The organism is Brevundimonas sp., assembly GCF_030682035.1.
Classification (GTDB): domain Bacteria; phylum Pseudomonadota; class Alphaproteobacteria; order Caulobacterales; family Caulobacteraceae; genus Brevundimonas.
Window position 1 is genome coordinate 100,113 of the sequence record NZ_JAUXQZ010000023.1, and the last position, 14,812, is coordinate 114,924.

Annotated in this window: 13 protein-coding genes; 3 read left to right on the top strand and 10 right to left on the bottom strand. The window is 67.4% G+C overall.

Features of this window, described 5'->3' with window-relative positions:
* Positions 1 to 67 precede the first annotated feature (67 nt).
* Entirely contained in the window at positions 68 to 1,627 is a 1,560-nt protein-coding gene (locus Q8K49_RS05025; RefSeq protein WP_305304525.1) for an AMP-binding protein, read from the top strand.
* A gap of 79 nt (positions 1,628 to 1,706) precedes the next feature.
* On the opposite strand, the gene ygiD is transcribed toward Q8K49_RS05025, so the two are convergent.
* The 3 genes from ygiD to Q8K49_RS05040 all read right to left on the bottom strand — a co-directional run bounded on the left by ygiD (position 1,707) and on the right by Q8K49_RS05040 (position 3,902).
* Positions 1,707 to 2,486, bottom strand: a complete 780-nt coding sequence (gene ygiD, locus Q8K49_RS05030) for a 4,5-DOPA dioxygenase extradiol (RefSeq protein ID WP_305304527.1) — start codon at positions 2,484 to 2,486, stop codon at positions 1,707 to 1,709.
* Positions 2,487 to 2,559: 73 nt separating this feature from the next.
* Positions 2,560 to 3,027 carry a hypothetical protein gene (locus tag Q8K49_RS05035; RefSeq protein ID WP_305304528.1) on the bottom strand — a complete coding sequence of 156 codons (468 nt, stop codon included), beginning with the start codon at positions 3,025 to 3,027 and terminating at the stop codon, positions 2,560 to 2,562.
* Complete coding sequence (locus Q8K49_RS05040; RefSeq protein ID WP_305304530.1) at positions 3,024 to 3,902, bottom strand: D-alanyl-D-alanine carboxypeptidase family protein; 879 nt, start codon at positions 3,900 to 3,902, stop codon at positions 3,024 to 3,026. The genes Q8K49_RS05035 and Q8K49_RS05040 overlap by 4 nt, the downstream gene beginning before the upstream one ends.
* A gap of 283 nt (positions 3,903 to 4,185) precedes the next feature.
* On the opposite strand from Q8K49_RS05040, the gene Q8K49_RS05045 reads away from it, so the two are divergent.
* Both Q8K49_RS05045 and mazG read left to right on the top strand, forming a co-directional pair.
* Positions 4,186 to 5,565: an MFS transporter gene (locus Q8K49_RS05045; RefSeq protein ID WP_305304531.1), complete on the top strand. Its 1,380-nt coding sequence runs from the start codon at positions 4,186 to 4,188 to the stop codon at positions 5,563 to 5,565.
* On the top strand, positions 5,562 to 6,347 hold the full coding sequence (gene mazG / locus Q8K49_RS05050) for a nucleoside triphosphate pyrophosphohydrolase (RefSeq protein ID WP_305304532.1): 786 nt from the start codon (positions 5,562 to 5,564) through the stop codon (positions 6,345 to 6,347). The genes Q8K49_RS05045 and mazG overlap by 4 nt, the downstream gene beginning before the upstream one ends.
* A gap of 6 nt (positions 6,348 to 6,353) precedes the next feature.
* Here mazG and Q8K49_RS05055 read toward each other — a convergent pair whose 3' ends face one another.
* The 7 genes from Q8K49_RS05055 to dusB form a co-directional block, all read right to left on the bottom strand.
* The gene (locus Q8K49_RS05055; protein ID WP_305304534.1) at positions 6,354 to 7,355 is read right to left on the bottom strand and encodes a sensor histidine kinase; all 1,002 of its coding nucleotides are present in this window, start codon (positions 7,353 to 7,355) and stop codon (positions 6,354 to 6,356) included.
* A gap of 82 nt (positions 7,356 to 7,437) precedes the next feature.
* On the bottom strand, positions 7,438 to 8,772 hold the full coding sequence (gene hflX / locus Q8K49_RS05060; RefSeq protein WP_305304535.1) for a GTPase HflX: 1,335 nt from the start codon (positions 8,770 to 8,772) through the stop codon (positions 7,438 to 7,440).
* Positions 8,773 to 9,018, bottom strand: coding sequence for an RNA chaperone Hfq (gene hfq, locus Q8K49_RS05065; RefSeq protein WP_292066782.1), 246 nt, complete (start codon positions 9,016 to 9,018; stop codon positions 8,773 to 8,775).
* A 108-nt stretch (positions 9,019 to 9,126) separates the two neighbouring features.
* Complete coding sequence (locus Q8K49_RS05070; RefSeq protein ID WP_305304541.1) at positions 9,127 to 9,990, bottom strand: D-amino-acid transaminase; 864 nt, start codon at positions 9,988 to 9,990, stop codon at positions 9,127 to 9,129.
* A complete protein-coding gene (locus Q8K49_RS05075) occupies positions 9,987 to 11,402 on the bottom strand; it encodes a sigma-54 dependent transcriptional regulator (protein WP_305304543.1) in 1,416 nt (471 codons plus the stop codon). The genes Q8K49_RS05070 and Q8K49_RS05075 overlap by 4 nt, the downstream gene beginning before the upstream one ends.
* 9 nt (positions 11,403 to 11,411) lie before the next feature.
* Positions 11,412 to 13,715, bottom strand: a complete 2,304-nt coding sequence (locus Q8K49_RS05080) for a PAS domain-containing sensor histidine kinase (RefSeq protein ID WP_305304545.1) — start codon at positions 13,713 to 13,715, stop codon at positions 11,412 to 11,414.
* On the bottom strand, positions 13,712 to 14,764 hold the full coding sequence (dusB, locus tag Q8K49_RS05085; protein ID WP_305304547.1) for a tRNA dihydrouridine synthase DusB: 1,053 nt from the start codon (positions 14,762 to 14,764) through the stop codon (positions 13,712 to 13,714). Before dusB ends, Q8K49_RS05080 begins: the two co-directional genes overlap by 4 nt.
* Positions 14,765 to 14,812: the final 48 nt, after the last annotated feature.

Consider the following 14,812-nt stretch of genomic DNA (forward strand, 5'->3'; position numbering starts at 1 on the left):
GGTCGCGGCGGTTCTAGTCTGGATGCCGAAAGACAAAGGGCGCGGGACAACCGCATCCGCACGGAGGATGGACTTGCGCGTACCCCTGGATGCCAAGGACGGCGAACAGACCATTTTCGACAGCCTGATCGCCGCTCGCGACAGGTTCGGCGACAAGGAAATCCTTGAGGATATTGATCGCAAGCCGCTGACCTACACCGGGCTGATCCGCGCCTCCTTCGTACTCGGGCGCAAGATCGCTGCGATGACCGAACCGTCTGAGCGCGTCGGCATCCTGCTGCCGGCAAGCGCGGGCGTCGTGGTCACCTTCTGCGGCCTGCACGCCCATGGCCGGGTGCCGGTGATGCTCAACTTCACCTCGGGCCAGGCCAACATCAAGGCGGCGATCAAGGCCGCCGGTGTGAAGAAGATTCTCTGCGCCAGGCGGTTCGTGACCCAGGCCAAGCTCGAGGATCTTCTGGACGATCTGGCCACGGAAGCCGAGATCGTCTGGCTGGACGACGTACGCCAGACCATCGGCCTGCCGGACAAGCTGTACGGCCTGATGGCCGGGCTAATGCCCAGACGGTTCCGGGTGAGGACCGACCCGTCATCGCCGGGCGTGGTGCTGTTCACCTCGGGCAGTTTCGGCGCGCCGAAGGGCGTGGTTCTGAGCCAGTGGAACCTCGTCGCCAACTGCCGTCAGGTGGCCCAGCATATCGCGCTGAAGCCCGAGTGGGTGATGTTCAATCCCCTGCCGACCTTCCACTGTTTCGGCCTGACCGGCGGGGTGCTGTTGCCCATCCTGCACGGGATGAAGGCGTTCCAGTATCCGTCGCCGCTGCACGCCAAACAGATCGTCGAACTGCTGCCGGACGTGAAGGCGTCGATCCTGTTCGCCACCGACACCTTCCTGAACCAGTACGCCCGCGTCGCCGCGCCCGACGACTTCGCCACCCTGCAGTTTGTTGTCGCCGGGGCCGAGAAGGTTCGTCCCGAGACCCATCACCTGTTCAATACCCGCTTCCATGGCCTCAAGCTGCTGGAGGGCTACGGCGCGACCGAAGCGGCGCCGGTCGTGGCGGTGAACCATCCCGACCGCAACCGGCCAGGCACGGTCGGCCAGATGATGCCGGGCATGGAATGGCGCATCGACCCGGTCGACGGCATCCCCGACGGCGGGCGGCTGTTCCTCCGCGGACCCAACGTCATGAAGGGCTATTTGTCTGCCGAAGATCCCGAGAGCGTCGAACCGCTGGCCGGGGGTTGGCATGACACGGGCGACATCGTCGATATCGACAAGGACGGCTATGTCTCGATCCTCGGTCGGGTGAAGCGGTTCGCCAAGATCGGGGGCGAGATGGTGTCCCTGACCGCGGTCGAGGGTCTTGCCAGCGCGGTGTGGCCCGATGCGCGGCACGCCGTCGTCTCCATCCCGGACAGCCGCAAGGGCGAGAAGCTTGTGCTGGTCACGGACCGCCGGGACGCTGACGTCGCCCGCCTGGCCGAATGGGCCCGCAGCCACGGCGCCCCCGAACTGGCCGTGCCCAAGAAGATCATGCGCGTGGCCGAAGTGCCGGTGCTGGGCACCGGCAAGACCGACTATGTCCGCATCCAGCAAATGGCCGAGCTGGAAAAAGCCGCCTGAACCGGACGGCCGATCTGACACAGATTCTGTTTCAGTGCGCCATGGCCGCCGCCCGCCGGACCCTGGAGCATCGACGCCGTCAGGTGCAGGAAGGCGTAAGCGCCTGACCGATCCGCACCCCCGTCATCGAGATCGAACCGCCCTCGATGACATCGTTGAAGAAGCTCACCTCGTCGCCCGGCCCGCGTTGGGCGGCGACGTAGAGCAGCGGCAGATAGTGTTCGTCGCTCGGCACGCTGAGCTGGCCGTCCTTGGCCAGACTGACCCAGTCAATCAGGGCGTCATCGTCGCCGCGCAGCAAGGCCGCCTTGACCGCCTCATTGAAGTCTGACGCCCAAGGATATGCCTCGCCTCCGGCCCGTTTCCAGGTGCGCAGATTGTGCACGAAGTCGCCCGAGCCGGCGATGATCACCCCTTCATCGCGCAGCGGCGCAAGTCGCTTCGCAAGGTCATGGTGGCCGCGCGCGTCGAGGCTAAGGTCCAGCGACAACTGAACCACCGGCACATCGGCCTCGGGCCAGACATGGGCCAGCACCGACCAGGTTCCGTGATCAAGTCCCCACTGGGTGGTGGCTGTGGCGCCGGTGAGGTCCGAGACCCGCGCCGCCAGCTCGGGCGAGCCCGGCGCCGGATACTGCATCGCATGCAGTTCGTCGGGGAACCCACCAAAATCGTGGATAGTTTCCGGTTTCGGCTGAGCGGTGACAGCCAAACCCCTCGTCTCCCAGTGAGCGGAGACCATCACCAGGCCCCTCGGCTTGCCGATCGCCGCGCCCAGCGCGCGCCAGGCGTCAGCATATGAGCCTCCGAGGGCGTTCATCGGTGAGCCATGGCCGAAGAAGATCGCGGGTTGGCGCATGGGGGCCTCGTTTCCGGCAATGGGGCACAGTGTCTGTTTCCAATTTGGGTCGACGGATGTCGCTTTCAAGCCGTCAGGCGTCGGCCCGTCGGCCAAGCGGGCAGACCCGGTCATAGAAGGCCTGATCCGCCGGCACAGCCTGCCCCCGCGACAGCCGAAAGCGATGCTCGACCACCATGGCCTGCTGCTCGATGTTCAGCCCGCCCCAGTCGCAGTCCATGCCGACGGGATATTCATAGGACGATGGCCGGTCTCCGGCGCTGATCTTGCCGGTCAGCAGATTGACCCCCTGCTGGGCCTGCCAGACGTGGGTCAGTTCGTGGATCAGCATGGCCTGGAGCCGCAGCGGCGCCTCCGCGAGGTCCGGCGGCAAAGTCTGTCGCGGCCAGACGATCCAGTCCCGTCCGAACCAGCGCCCCGGCACGAAGGCGCGGTCGAAGGGCCAGGGCGCGGGCAGGAAGCGAATGGGATCGAGGATGAGGGAGTCGCTGAAAGCCTCAGCCGCCAGCACCCGCTCGGCCTCGGTTAGGGGCCGGATCAAGACGGCGGCGGGGGTCCGGCATAGCCGTTCGCCGGACTGACCCACTCCCAGTGCCAAGGCTCGAACGCATAGGGGACGAAGCCGAACCGCCCGGCGTTCCTGACCAGCCAGCGATAGGTCGCGCCCCGGCTCATGTGCAAGCGGCTGGCGGGCGAGGTGTCGTCCACGCCGAGGCCGACGATCCGGCCGACATAGAGATCCACCGCCGTCCCGGTGCGGTGCGGCGAACAGATCGCGCGGCGCAGACCATCGCAATTGCCCGCCGCCGCGCACCGGGCCGCGTCGGCCTCGGGGTCGCGGAAGCCGGAGAATATCTGCAGCAGCTCCGGATCACTGCCGACCTCGGGAACCTCGGCCCGAGCGGCCGCGACCAGCCGGCGGTAGGCCTCCAGCACATCGCGCCGCAGCAGCCGGGTCAGGCGGTCTGCGTGTTCTTCCGAGGCCACCAGATAGCCCAGCTGGTACAGCGGCGGCGGCTCGGGACAGGGCTCCTCGCGGACCCGGGCCATGATGAAGGGCCGACGCTCCTGCCACAGGCCGCGGAAGGTCTGAAAGGTGGGCTGGTCGAAGATGCCGGTCGATGGCAGCTGATGCGTGGTTTGGAAGTCGGCCAGCCGACGCGCGAAGACCGGGGAGCTGGCGGCGCAGCTCGTGCCCAGTTCCTGCTGCATCAGAGGGACATAGGTCTCCCAGCCCCATTCGGCCGAACCGAACGGCGCCCATTCCAGCGTGTAAAGCGAGATGCCGTTGGCGAGGGCCGGGCCGCCCCAGTCCTCGACCTGGCGGTCGCAGAACTCGGCCTGGGCCCTTGCCGGCCCCGCGACCAGCACGGTCACGAAGGCGCTGATCAGCAGCAAAAGCAGGCGTATCGGCATGGCGCAAGCTGAGCCCACCTCTGTGTCCACCGCAAGGCCCTTCACGTTGCACCAGAACCAGCTGGGGGACGGCTCGCGTGGCGCGCGCAAAGGCGGTGGCGAGAACTCCCCGCGAAGGATGGAATCGGCCCGATACAATTGGGGCGAGACAACCGCGACAATGCCGGGACGACAAGGGCGACATCCGCGATAACGACGACATCCCCCCCGCCCATGTCCGTCGAACGGAAAACTGGCATGGTGGGACCACGGCCGACTCAGGGCCGGATCGCCGGACGCCCGCATGACCGACGCCGCCCCGACCCCTTCAACGCCGAAGCGAAGCAACTGGATCTTGGCGGCCTTCGCGGGCCCATCCCTGCCGTTCGCCGCCCTGGGGCTGCCGCTGATCGTTCACCTGCCGACCTTCTTCGCGCGTAGCCTTGAGCTGCCGCTGGCATCGATCACCGCCATCTTCTTTGTCGCACGCATTCTCGACATCGGCGCCGACCCTTTCATCGGCATGTGGATCGACAAGACCCGCACGCGGATCGGCCGCTTCAAGCCATGGATCATCGGCGGCGGCCTGATGCTGATGATCGCCACCTGGCTCTGTTTCATGCCGCCGCCGGGAGCCAGCTTGCCGTTGCTGGCGGTCTGTCTGGTCGGCATCTACGTCGCGTTTTCGATCGTCGTGCTGGCCCAGACCTCGTGGGCCGCAGTGCTGTCGACCAACTACAACGAGCGCAGCCGCGTTTACGGCTGGTGGCAGTTCGGCAATGTCGTCGGCATCCTGCTGGTCCTGCTGTTGCCCGTCATTGTGGCCGCGCGCGGCGGGACCGAAGCGCAGGGCGTGGCGGCCATGGGCATGTTCATCGTCTTCCTGCTGCCGATCACCATCGCCGTGGCGGTGAAGTACGTTCCCGAGCCGCGCGTCGTCGGCGAGTGCCACGCGACGATCAAGGACTATTTCGCCTTCTTCAAGCTGGCCTCGATCCGGCGGCTGATGCTGACCGACCTGCTCTACGGCCTGGCCCCCGGCATCACCGGCGCCCTGGCCCTGTTCTACTTCACCTCGGTGAAGGGCATGGATGGCGGGCAGGCCAATCTTCTCATCTTCGCCTATTTCGCCGCCGGGCTGGTGGGCTCGCCGTTGTGGAGCTGGGCGGCGCTCAGGCTGGGCAAACACCGGGCGTTGGCGGTGGCCGGCCTGGTCTATGCGGCAGCCTACGTCGGCGTCTGGGCCGCGCCCGTCGGATCATTTCCAATTGCGGTGGCCAGTATGTTGCTGGTCGGCCTGCCCTTCCCGGCCGGCCAGATTCTGATCCGGGCCATGATGGCCGACATCGGCGATGAGGAGCGGCTCGAAAGCGGCGAGGACCGCTCCGCCATGCTGTTCGCCCTGATGACCCTGACCAACAAGCTGGGCACGGCCCTATCGACCGTGGTTCTGCTGCCTCTGGCGTGGGTCGGGTTCCAGCAGGCCACAGGCGCGACAAACACCCCGATGGCTCTCAACACCCTCAGCGGCCTGTTCGTCATCCTGCCTATCCTCATGCTTGTGGCCAGTTCTCTGATTATCCGTCGCTTTCCCATCGACAAGGCCCGGCAGGAGGAAGTCAGGGCCGCTCTGGCGGTGCGCGACGCAGAGATGGCCGCCGCCGCAGTTTCGGACCCCACATGAAGCCCATCGATCGCGTGATCGGCATCATGGCGAAGCTGCGCGACCCGGTCGGCGGCTGTCCGTGGGACGTGGAGCAGACCTTCGCCACCATCGCCCCCTATACGATCGAGGAGGCCTATGAGGTCGCCGACGCCATTGAGCGCGGCGACATGGACGAGCTGAAGTCCGAGCTCGGCGACCTGCTGTTCCAGACTGTCTTCCATGCCCGCATGGCCGAGGAACAGGGGCTGTTCGCCTTCGACGACGTGGCCAACGCCATCGCCGACAAACTCGAACGCCGCCACCCGCACGTCTTCGGGGATGAGGCCGCGCGGCCCGACGGGACGACCCAGAAGGCCCGCTGGGAGGACATCAAGGCCGCCGAACGCGTGGCCAAGGCGCAGCATGGCGTGCTGGACGACGTCCCCGTCGGCCTTCCGGCGCTGGCGCGGGCCGCGAAACTGACCAAGCGCGCCGCCCGCGTCGGCTTCGACTGGCCCTCGACCGACGAAGTCTTCGACAAGCTGGATGAGGAGGTCGCGGAACTGCGCGTCGAGATCGCCGCCGGGGATCTGGACAAGGCGCGCGACGAGGTCGGCGACCTGCTGTTCGTGGTCGCCAATCTGGCGCGGAAACTGGGGGTCGAGCCGGAGGACGCCCTGCGCGGGGCCAATGCGAAATTCGTGCGGCGGTTCGGGTTTATCGAGGCGGAACTGGCGAAGGATGGGCGGTCGCCGGAGCAGAGCGATCTGGCCGAGATGGACGGGCTGTGGGATGCGGCGAAGGCGGCGGAGCGGGCCTGACGCCCGCTACTGCGCCACCCGTTCCTTGTTCATTCGCAGCCGGACGACCAGTCCCTGTTCCGCCCAGTCCCGCTCGATCGCGCCGTTCAGCTGGCGGGCCATGGCGCGGGCCACCATCTGGCTGCCATAGCCGCCCGGTCCCTCGGGCGGTTTCACGGGCGGTCCGCCCTGCTCGGTCCATGCGATCACCAGCTCGGTGTCATGCGCCGAGCAGGAAACATCCAACGTCCCGGTTTCCGACGACAGCGCCCCGTATTTGAGCGAATTGGTCGCCAGCTCGTGCACCACCAGCGCCAGGGTCGTCGCCGCCTGCTCGCCCACGCCCATGCGCGGCACCGACACCCGTATGCGGCCGCTGAACGCGCCGAGATCGTCGTACGGCGCGAGCAGGACCGACAGAAGATCGCCCAGCAAGGCCGCCTTCCCTTCCTCGCCGGGCAGGGGGCGAAGGAGATCGTGCGCGCGACCGAGGGCCGTCAGACGCTGGGTCAGTTCCCGCGCCATGTCGCCGGTCGAATCAACCGAGCGGGAGGTTATTGCTGTCAGCCCGGAGGCGATGGCCAGCAGGTTCTTGACCCTGTGGCTCATTTCGCCGGCGAGCAATTCGTGACCTTCCTCGGCCTGTTTGCGGCCGGTCACGTCGATGAAGATGCCGAACATCTTGCGACTGACCATGCCCAGGTCGTCGCCTTGTCCGCGCGCGGAAATCCAGCGGACGTCCCCGGCGACCAGAATGCGAAAGTCGATCTCATAGGGCCCCACCACCGCGCGAGTGGCGGCGAAGGCGGCCCGCACCCGATCCCGGTCCGCCGGGTGGATGTGGCACGAAAGGTCCTCAAAAGTGACGCTGGGCATGACCGGCATACCCCAGAGCCCGAACGCCGCGTCGTCCATGGCGAAGGTGTCGTCGTCGACATTCCATGACCACAGGGCGACCCCGGCGGCCTCGAGACCCCGCTGCAGGTTGCCGACGTCCCAGGTGGGGCTCCCAACTTTCGTCTTCGACATCAACTGGCCTACACCTGCCGCGCCCGCGAAGCCGCGTGGCGATCCCTGAGACATGGTCCTAACACATGACGTGGACCGACGTTCACCCCGCCGTTTGATCGGCCGCGGAAAACTGCCGTTCGAACCGCCCCAGCGCCGCCGGATGCAAACGCACCGTCACATGCGTCCGACCCTGATCATCCGTGTCGCGCGCCGTGACCCGCCCGTTCTCGTACAGCCAGGCCAGCGCCTCGCCCTGCGACGGGGTCAACACCAGTTTCGTCTCCGGGTCGTCGTCGATCAGGGCAGCGATGGTTTCACGCAGGGGTTCGATCCCCTCCCCGGTCCAGGCGGAAACCGCGACCGCCTTGCCGTCGCGGGACAGGCGTTCGGCCTGACCCAGCACGGCCTCGCGTACATCCTCGGCCAGCAGGTCGGTCTTGTTCCAGACTTCCAGCACCCGGCGGGTCTTGCCTTCGGGCGTGGGGATCTGTTTCAGCACCGCCTCGACGTCCTTCGACTGGGCTTCACTGTCAGGGCTGGCGATGTCGCGGACGTGCAGGATCAGGTCGGCCTCGCCCACCTCTTCCAGCGTGGCGCGGAAACTCTCGACCAGTTCGTGCGGCAGGTCGGAGATGAAGCCGACCGTGTCGGCGACGATGGCCGGACGGCCCTGCGGCAGGCGAATGGTGCGCTGGGTGGTGTCCAAGGTGGCGAACAGCAGGTCCTTGGCCACCACATCCGAGCCGGTCAGCCGGTTGAACAGGGTCGACTTGCCGGCATTGGTGTAGCCGACCAGGGCGATGGTCGGGAACGGGACCTTCTGGCGCTGTTTGCGGTGCAGGCCACGGGTGCGGCGCACCTCGTCCAGCTCGACCTTCAGCTTGACGATCCGGTCGGCGATCAGGCGGCGGTCGAGTTCGATCTGGGTCTCGCCGGGGCCGCCGGTCGAGCCGGTGCCGCCGCGTTGCCGCTCCAGGTGGGTCCAGGTCCGCACCAGCCGCGACTTCTCATAGTCGAGCCGCGCCAGTTCGACCTGCAGCCGGCCTTCCTTGGTCCGCGCGCGGCGGCCGAATATTTCGAGGATCAGGCCGGTGCGATCGATGACCTTGCAGTCCCAGGCCTTTTCCAGATTGCGCTGCTGCACCGGCGACAGGTCGTCGTCGACGACCACGGCCTCGGCCTCGGCGGCGCGGACCAGGGCGGCCAGCTCCTCGACCTTGCCCGAGCCGAACAGGGTGGCGGGCGTGATCTTGCGGATGCGCACGATCTCCTCGCCGCGCACGTCGAGGTCCAGGGCCCGGGCCAGGCCGACGGCCTCTTCCAGACGCTCGATGGACTGGCGCGAGCTCTCGCTGGCGCCGGAATCGGATCGCTCGGGATGAATGACGACGGCCCGGATCAGCGGGACGGCGTGGTCGATATGTTTCTGGGTCAATCAGTCTTCTTCGGCGTCGGGCTCGTACAGTTGCACGGGCGCGGACGGCATGATGGTCGAAATGGCGTGCTTGTAGACCAGCTGCGATTGGCCATCGCGACGCAGCAGCACACAGAAGTTGTCGAACCAGGTCACGATGCCCTGCAGCTTGACCCCGTTGACCAGAAAGATGGTCAGCGGCGTCTTGGTCTTGCGGACGCTGTTGAGGAAGGTGTCCTGAAGGTTTTTGGACTTGTCTTGCGACATGGCAGGTTCAGCCTGTTCTTGCTTGTTCTCCGGCCGAGGGAGCGGCGCGGGGCTGGATCGGATGTCCGGCCCGTCACCTTAGCCACCGCCCGCGCAGGGCCGCAACGCCTAGATGGCGTCGCGTCTGGCCTGATCAAGGTACCGGGTGCGCAGCCTGGTGGTGATCGGACCCGGCTTGCCGTTACCGATCTTCACGCCGTCGATCGACACGGCCGGCATGACGAAAGCCCCGGCGGCGGTGAAGAAGGCCTCCTTCGCGCGCTTGGCCTCGTCGACGCTGAACGGGCGTTCGTCCAGTTCGACGCCCTCTTCCTCGATCAGCGCCATCAGCGCTGTGCGGGTGATGCCTTTCAGGATATTGGCCTGGGTGTCGCGCGTGCGCAGCTTGCCGGCCTCGTCGACGATCCAGGCGTTGGTCGAGGAGCCCTCGGTGACCAGCCCCATCTCATCGACCATCCAGGCCTCATAGGCGCCGCGCTCGCGCGCCTGCTGCTTGGCCAGGACATTGGGCAGCAGGCCGACGGTCTTGATGTCGCAGCGGCCCCAGCGGATATCGGGCACGGTAACGACGGCGACGCCCTTCTTGGCGGTGGCCTCGCTCTTCGAAGCGCTGATCGATCGGGCGGTGACGATGACGCTGGGCGGCGTGCCCTCGGCCGGGAAGGGATGGTCGCGCCGGGCGGTGCCGCGCGTGACCTGCAGATAGACGATGCCATTGTTGACCCGGTTGCGCCGGACGGTTTCCTGCAGCACCCGTGTCAGGGATTCGCGGCTCATCGGGATGTCGATGCGCAGTTCGTTGAGACTGCGGTGCAGCCGGGTCATATGACCGTCGAAATCCGCCATCCGGCCATCGAACACCGACCAGACCTCATAGACGCCGTCGGCGAACTGGAAGCCGCGGTCCTCGACGTGGATCGTGGCCTGGCCGTGCGGCTGGTACTGGCCGTTGACATAGGCGACGCGGCTCATGCCTCGACAGCCTCCTCGATGTCATCCTCGCCGCCGCGCGACGGGGAAACGCCCAGCGACTTCAGCTTGCGGTGCAGGGCCGACCGCTCCATGCCGATGAAGGCGGCGGTTCGCGAGATGTTGCCGCCGAAGCGCATGATCTGGGCCGCCAGATATTCGCGCTCGAACACCTCGCGGGCCTCGCGCAGCGGCAGGGCGATGATGCGTTCGCCGCCGAGAGTGCCGGTGGAATTGGCGTTGGTCGCCTCCTGCGGCAGCATGTCGGCGCTGATCGGCTCGTCGGGGTCGCCAGTGGCGAGGATCAGCAGGCGTTCCACGTTGTTGCGCAGCTGACGGACATTGCCCGGCCAGGGATGGACCTGCAGCACGGCGATGGCGTCGTCGCCCAGCCGCCGCTTGGTCAGACCCTGAGACACCGACAGGGTGTCGATGAAGTAGTCGATCAGCTCCTGGATATCCTCGCGCCGCTCCGACAAGGCCGGGACCCGGATCGGCACGACATTCAGGCGATGAAACAGGTCCTCGCGGAACCGGCCCTCGGCGATCTCGGCCTTCAGGTCGCGCGAGGTCGAAGTGACGACGCGGATGTCGACCTGGACGTCCTGTTCGCCCCCGACGCGGCGGAAGCGTTGTTCGACCAGCACCCGCAGGACACGGCTCTGGCTCTCGCGCGGCATATCGCCGACATCGTCGAGGTAGAGGGTGCCGTTATGGGCGCGCTCGAACACGCCGATCTTGCGCGGGCGGCCGTCGTGGCCCTCTTCGCCGAACAGTTCGATGTCCAGCCGTTCCGGCGTCATGCCTGCGGCGGCGATGGCGACGAACTCGCCCTTGGAGCGGGCGCTGGCCTCATGGATCTGGCGGGCCACCAGCTCCTTGCCGGAGCCGGGCGGACCCGAGATCAGGACGCGGCTGTTGGCCGGAGCCACCTTGGCGACGGTGCTGCGCAGCGTCTGGGCCGCAGCGGAGCGGCCGATGAAACCCGTCGGCGCTGCGACCTGGGCCCGAAGGCGCTTGTTCTCGCGCTTCAGCGACGTCGCCTCAAGCGCGCGCTGGACAACCACCACCAAACGATCGGATTTGAACGGCTTTTCTATGAAGTCATAGGCCCCCCGCTGGAGGGCCGTGACCGCCGTCTCGATATTGCCGTGGCCCGAGATCATCACCACCGGCAGGTCGGGATCCAGCTCCTTGATGACGTCCAGCAACTCCAGCCCGTCCAGCCCGCCGCCCTGCATCCAGATGTCGAGCAGGGCCAGCGACGGCCGCCGGGCCCGGATCGCGGCCAGGGCCTCGTCGGAGTTGGAGGCGACGCGCACGCCGTGGCCCTCGTCCTCAAGCAGGCCTGAGACCAGCTCGCGAATGTCGGCCTCGTCGTCGACGACCAGAATATCGGCTCCCGTGGATCGCATGACGCCTCGCTATTCGGCGGCCGGAACCATGCGGGACCGGGACGCTTTCGCATCCTTCGTCCCGGCGGGGCCGGTCGGCTTCGGTTGGGATTTCAGGGGGAAGATCAGGCAGACGCGCGCGCCGCCCAGGGTCTCTGCGTCGGCCAGTTTCAGCTCACCGCCGTGTTCCTCGCAGATGCGCTTGACGATCGCCAGGCCAAGGCCGGTGCCCTTCTCCCGCGTCGTCACATAGGGTTCCGTAAGCCGGTCACGGTCCTTGGCGGGCAGACCCATGCCGTCATCCTCGATGACGAAGACCACAGTCTCGTCCTCGACCGTCAGCCGTGCCGAAATCCCCGGCCGTTCACCGTCGCCGTCGCGCGGGGCGATGGCCCGTCGCGCGGCCACCGCCTCGCCGGCGTTCTTGAGGATATTCGTCAGGGCCTGGCCGACCATGGGCCGGTCGGCGTGCAGCACGAGACTGGGCAAGGGTTCGATCAGTTCGACGCTGACCCCGGCCGCCGCCACCCGTTGGGCGAACACCGCCTCGCGCAGCAGCTCGGCAGGATCGACGGCGGTGAAGCGCGGCGCGGGCATACGGGCGAAGGACGAGAATTCATCGACCATCCGCCCGATGTCGCCGACCTGCCGGATGATGGTCTCGGTGCAGCGGTCGAACACTTCGACATCATCCCCGACCTGGCTGCGATAGCGCCGCCGCAGCCGTTCGGCCGACAGCTGGATGGGGGTCAGCGGGTTCTTGATCTCATGGGCGATGCGGCGGGCCACGTCACGCCAGGCAGCATTGCGCTGGGCCGTGACCAGCCGGGTGATGTCGTCGAAGGTCAGCACCATCTCGCCGCCGACGCCGCCCTCGATGCGAACACGCAGACGCCGGGTCTCGCCTTCGAGACTAAGGTCGATCTCTTCCTCGATATGAGCCTCAGCGCGGGCGGCCAGTTCGCTGAGTTCGGGCGAGACCTCACCCAGCGGTCGGCCGATGATGGCATGATCGCGGATGGCCAGAAGTTCGACCGCGCTGTCATTGATCGCCGAGACGCGGCGCTGGCGGTCAAGGCCGATCACCCCGGCCGAGACGCCCGAGAGCACCGTCTCGATGAAGCGACTGCGACCGGTGGCCTCTTCGCTCGCGGCCCGAAGAGCCGCCTGCTGCGCCTCGAGATCGCCGGTCATGCGGTTGAAGGCGGCCGACAGGGTCTTGATCTCACCGGGCCCATCCTCGTCGTCGACGCGCGCGCTCAGGTCGCCGCTCGCCACCCGGTCCGCCGCCTCAACCAGTCGCCCGATGGGCGCCGAAATGGCGCTGGCCGCCCCCATGCCCAGCCAGATCGCGCCGACCAGAACGAGGAGCGCGGTCTCGAAATAGCCGAGGGCGAAGGCGGTCTGGATGCGGGCGCGGCTCTGCTTGGCTTCGCGGAAGGCGACGATGGATTCCTCGCCATTGCGCATCTGAGCCATCAGGCCGGGCTGCATCGGCCGGACGAGGTACAGGTAAGCGTCGCCGTAGCCAGACAAAGGATACAGTGTGCGAATGGCGTCCGGGTTTTCAGTCACTTCAATGGGCGCGGTCTCTCGAAGGGCGGCCGTTTCGAGGTCTTCACTCGAAGGCGCGAAATAGGGTGGCGCGCCCGGCAACTCGCCCCGCGCCAGCACCTCTCCTTGTCCATCAAGGATGTAGAGCGCCGGATAACCAAACAGGTCGGCGACCTGCGCCAGGAGTTCCGAGAACTGGATCGGATAGTCAAAGCGGGCCCGCGCTTCCGGAGCGGCCAGTTCGTCGGCAATGGTCTCAAGATCGGCCTGGACCTGCAGACTGACGTCCCGGACATAGGCTTGGCCAATTTCAGCGCTGTTCTCGACCGCCGTCTGGACGTTCTCGCTGAACCACTGGTCCACCCCACGGTTGACCAGCACGCCGAAGACCAGGGCGATCAGCACCGCCGGAATCAGGGCCACCATCGAGAACAGGGTCACGAACCGCAGGTGCAGACGCGCGCCGGCGTCGGTCCGGCGGCGGAACAGCATCAGGGCCCTGCGGCCTACCACAGCCGCCAGTCCGCCGATCAGCAACAGATTGACCCCGAGGATGGCCAGGACGGCCTGGCTGGCGGCCGCGCGCGCGCCCTCACCGCTGGCCCCCGGCGCCACGGCCACCAGCCAGATGGCGGCGGCGGTGACCAGGAAGGCGACAGCGTAGGCGATCAGGAAGGCGTTGCGGCGGCGATCCTCCGACCAACCGGAGAACCAGCGCACCTCGCCCCGTCGATCGGCGGGGGCGTCGGGGTCTACGTCAGCGGCCGGGGTTTCCGTCATGCCACAGTAGCTTCGACCAACTGTGGCGGAATATCAACACCCCGGTTGCCGAAATGCGCCACCTCCAGCCACAGCGCCGTCAGAGCCTGCTCGACCTCGTCGGGCGTCTCCAGTCGGCACAGCCGCCCCTTGGCCGTCCGTCGGTCCAGCGGATCGGCGGGCCAGGGCGCCTGTTCGACGTACCAGCCGAGGTGTTTGCGGAACATCTTCAGCCCCAGCGGCAGGCCGTAGAAGGCGACCGAGGCGCGCAGATGTTCGATGACGATGCCCAGCCGTTCGTCGCGATCCGGCTCCTGCAGCACGGTCCCGTCGGCCAGCGCCCGCTCCATATGCGCCGCCAGCCATGGCCGGCCATAGACGCCGCGGCCCAGCATCAGGGCGTCGGCGCCCGACTGACTCAAGGCCTCGCGCGCATCGTCAGCGCTCAGGATGTCGCCATTGACGATGACCGGAATGCCCACCGCCGCCTTGACCTCGCCGACCGCCGTCCAGTCCGCGACGCCGGTGTAGAACTGCTGACGCGTGCGGCCGTGCACCGTGACCGCCTGGACCCCGATCTCCTCGGCCCGCTTCGCCAGCATGGGCGCATTGCGGTGAGCGTCGTCCCAGCCCAGCCGCATCTTGACCGTCACCGGGCGGCTGGTGGCCTCGACCGCCGCCTGCATCAACCGACAGGCGAGATCGGGCGTGCGCATCAGGGCCGAGCCGCAGGCCGAGCCGGTGACCTCCTTGGCCGGACAGCCGAAATTGAGGTCGATGATGTCTGCGCCGGCCTGTTCGGCCATACGGGCGCCCTCAGCCATGGCGGCCGGGTCGCGTCCGACCAGTTGGATGACCGTCAGCGGCAGGCCCTCACCCACGGCCGCACGCCGCACGACATCCGGCCGCGCGCGGGCCAGCTCGGCGGCGGCCACCATTTCCGTCGCCACATAGGCCGCGCCCAGCCGTGAGGCGAGCCGCCGGAACGGCAGGTCGGTGATGCCGGTCATGGGCGCGGTCAGCACCCGGCCGGGCACCCACACGTCGCCGATCTGTATCCCTGCGCTCATCGGTTCCCTAGCGCCGCATGACGCGCCCCTCGTCAAGCGCAACCGCGG